This is a genomic window from Pandoraea sp. NPDC090278 (genome assembly GCF_044772185.1).
Lineage (GTDB): Bacteria > Pseudomonadota > Gammaproteobacteria > Burkholderiales > Burkholderiaceae > Pandoraea.
In genome coordinates this window covers 1-3,028 of record NZ_JBIVYJ010000032.1, presented here as the reverse complement: position 1 = coordinate 3,028, position 3,028 = coordinate 1, and the positions used below count along the sequence as shown (strand labels likewise).

Sequence of the window (3,028 nt, the reverse complement as noted above, 5' to 3'; positions counted from 1 at the left end):
ACTTTGCAGCAGGAGCAGCATCGTTTGTCGGTAGTCCACCAACCTGCCGAGGCTGAACACCATGCTGAAGCTCATCGACGCTAGCCCCACCCAACGCAGGAGGCGTAACTTGCGCAACAGCCGCGTTAACCATCACGACAAAGCAACGCACAACTTGCTAATCAGAGAGCGACGAATCCAGACTTCCTGCGAGTTTTCATTTGGGGCTCGTGATTTCGTAATAAAACTATTCTCAAATATTTTTATCACGAGGCAAATTCACTCTTCTCGATTGCGCAACCTTGCCTATGTGACGAAGCGAATCATCGCATCACGCAGGAATTCGTCACATAGAACAATTTCTAAAAAAATCGATGAAAATTCTATGCAGAAAAATGATGCAGTCGCCTTGATTTTGATCAATTTTGGTTTCCGATTTTCCTGTCGGATATAGCGAACGATGAAGTCCGCTTTCCATTGGTGGAAATGGCCGTGGGCAGATTCGCATATAGAGAGAAGAGGCTGGAAGGGAGGAGGCGCAGACCATCCTGGCTGTACTCAGCGGCGTTGCGCCGACGATACGCCACGGGATACATGCGTAAGTGCTATGGCAAAGAACAACTGAAATATGGAAATGCTAAAAAATTACGAATAATAATTTTGAGCCGCAACAGCCAGATCGTATGCCCAGTGCCAATTGGCGGCAGTCCCCCCCCCCGTCGCAAGCTTCTCAAATGTAGAAGTTCAGACTTGATCTGACAGTAAGGCCTTGCCAAGAGGCGGGGTTACCCGTTTTGATAGAGGTGCGAATCTTCATCAAAACAGCGTGCAAGCGCCAAGGAGTAACCCCGTGAGTAGTCTCAACCAAAATGTCATTCGCCACAAGATCGGGCTGCTGAATCTGACCACTGAGCTAGGCAACGTATCGAAGGCCTGCAAGGTGATGGGCCTGTCGCGCGATACGTTCTACCGCTATCAGAGCGCCGTGGCCGAGGGAGGCGTCGAAGCGCCATTCGACAGCAACCGGCGCAAACCGAATCCCAAGAATCGTGTGGAGGAGGCCACGGAAACCGCCGTTCTCGCCTATGCCAACGAGCAGCCTGCCCACGGGCAGGTACGAGTCAGCAACGAATTGCGCCAGCGCGGCATATTCGTTTCCCCCTCGGGCATTCGTTCGATCTGGCTGCGCCACGAACTGTCGTCTTTCAAGCTACGGCTCAAGGCATTGGAGAAACTGGTTGCCGAAAAAGGCATCGTGCTAACCGACGATCAAGTGGCCGCGCTGGAGAGAAAGCAGGATGACGATGTGGCCCATGGCGAAATCGAAACCGCCCATCCGGGCTATCTGGGTTCGCAGGACACCTTCTACGTCGGCACCATCAAGGGCGTGGGCCGGATTTACCAGCAGACCTTCGTCGATACCTACAGCAAGGTGGCCATGGCCAAGCTGTACACCACCAAGACGCCGATCACCGCTGCCGATCTGCTCAATGACCGTGTGCTGCCGTTCTTCGAGGAGCACGGCATGGGCGTCATGCGCATGCTGACCGACCAGCAACTTCGCCTGGTTACCGGAGTCGATTTCCACGAGGATTTGCCGACCATCGTAAGTGAACGACTGATCGACCGACGTCTTCACGTTACCTGACCGGTACTGTTGCTTGCCTTGGAAAACGATCTCCGGAGCCTTCTGGAGAACCAGCTGTGCAAACCGCAGCTCGTTTTCACCCGGCAGCCGGCGTCTGCTGAACTGCACCGGTTCGGCGTTCTTCTTTTGGGTCATGGGCCTTTCTCTCGAAGTCCAGTGCTCCACGTCACGAGATCACGAACAAATAGCGGCGCGCACGCTCCAGTTACCGGAACAGCCTTGAATCGAGCGCGAACGGCTCTTGCCTGGTTACCGTCACACGGCGGAAATCCCTGTGAAGCGGGTTGAGAATGACATTCCAGTCGGCTGGACATACGACCGAAGGCACTCTCATTGCGACCGCGCTTGCCTCAAGCAACCACTGCCGACCAATTTCGACGGTGGATGCCGGCATCGAGAGTTCATTCCAGTCCGGCGGCAAGGTCGGTTCGTACCCCGCTTCGATCAACTCGTCGGGAACGTCGACTTCAACAAGAAATAGATTCGCTGCGGGAACGAACCCGGATGCGTGGACGCGCACCTCGAGAACGGCTGTGGAGGCGTTTAGACTCGTATAAAGCGCAGGCATGCCGACGGGGTTCCAACGTCCGCCGGCCACCGCCGCCCCGGTCCCACTCAAATCATCGGCACGATACTTTCCTGGCTTGTCTTTTGCCAAACGGAATAGCTTCATACGCCAACGCCGTATTCAATCCGCTGGAGAATCCGCTGCACCGCATCGTAGCCCGTCTGCGTATCCAGCATAGCGACCGGGCTCTCTCCACCCAATTCAGCGTGCGACGCCTGCATCCATTGAGCAGCGATATCGCGACTCTCAAAGACATCAGTCGCGTGTGCGTGAACCAGGATCACACGCGACACACGATCCGACTCGCCGCTACTCAACCGCTCTCCAGCGGCGAGCTTACGCGTCACTGTGCTCGAAGGGATCCGCAAGTAACCGAGCAACGATTGAACGCTCGTCTTGAGGACTTCAGCCGCGACGCGGCCAATGATATTGGACTCCAAGCCCGTGCGGATTTCACGGCTTTGTGCGATCGGATCAAGTCGCATGAAAAGAGCCAAATCATCCGGCCATGCACCGATTCCGTTAGTGCCGATGTGCGACTTCGCCACCCCGGTGCTCGGACGGGTGGGCTTCTTGTCAGGGGTACGGGGGGTAGCCATCGTTAGATTCTCCAAATTGGCAAGCCAACATACCCAATATAGCACAAATGCCCATTTGGCTGAAGATGCAAGCCAAATGGGCAATGACTCAAGCCGGTGTGCGGCGTGGGTGTTGAACGGCTGGGGCGGTCCGCCGGAATGTTGATTTTCACCAAATGTTGACCCGGGGTTTTCATCGAAATTTAACCCACCCAAAACAGCGTAGTACATCTACTTCTGTGTGGATAAGTCGTC

At 55.1% G+C, this 3,028-nt stretch carries 2 protein-coding genes and 1 pseudogene; 1 reads left to right on the top strand and 2 read right to left on the bottom strand.

Going from position 1 to position 3,028, the window contains the following annotated elements; all coding sequences use genetic code 11:
• Positions 1-829: 829 nt before the first annotated feature.
• A pseudogene (locus ACIQWO_RS27340) lies at positions 830-1,570 on the top strand (helix-turn-helix domain-containing protein); the annotation flags it as partial.
• Positions 1,571-1,832: 262 nt separating this feature from the next.
• Here ACIQWO_RS27340 and ACIQWO_RS27335 read toward each other — a convergent pair.
• Positions 1,833-2,300 carry an RES family NAD+ phosphorylase gene (locus ACIQWO_RS27335; RefSeq protein WP_402830841.1) on the bottom strand — a complete coding sequence of 156 codons (468 nt, stop codon included), beginning with the start codon at positions 2,298-2,300 and terminating at the stop codon, positions 1,833-1,835.
• Positions 2,297-3,004 carry an antitoxin Xre/MbcA/ParS toxin-binding domain-containing protein gene (locus ACIQWO_RS27330; RefSeq protein WP_402830840.1) on the bottom strand — a complete coding sequence of 236 codons (708 nt, stop codon included), beginning with the start codon at positions 3,002-3,004 and terminating at the stop codon, positions 2,297-2,299. Before ACIQWO_RS27330 ends, ACIQWO_RS27335 begins: the two co-directional genes overlap by 4 nt.
• Between the last annotated feature and the right edge of the window lie 24 nt (positions 3,005-3,028).

Bases quoted from the DNA above. Each gene is read 5' to 3' on its own strand.
- ACIQWO_RS27335 (WP_402830841.1), bottom strand. From the start codon at position 2,300: ATGAAGCTATTCCGTTTGGCAAAAGACAAGCCAGGAAAGTATCGTGCC.
- ACIQWO_RS27330 (WP_402830840.1), bottom strand. From the start codon at position 3,004: ATGTACTACGCTGTTTTGGGTGGGTTAAATTTCGATGAAAACCCCGGG.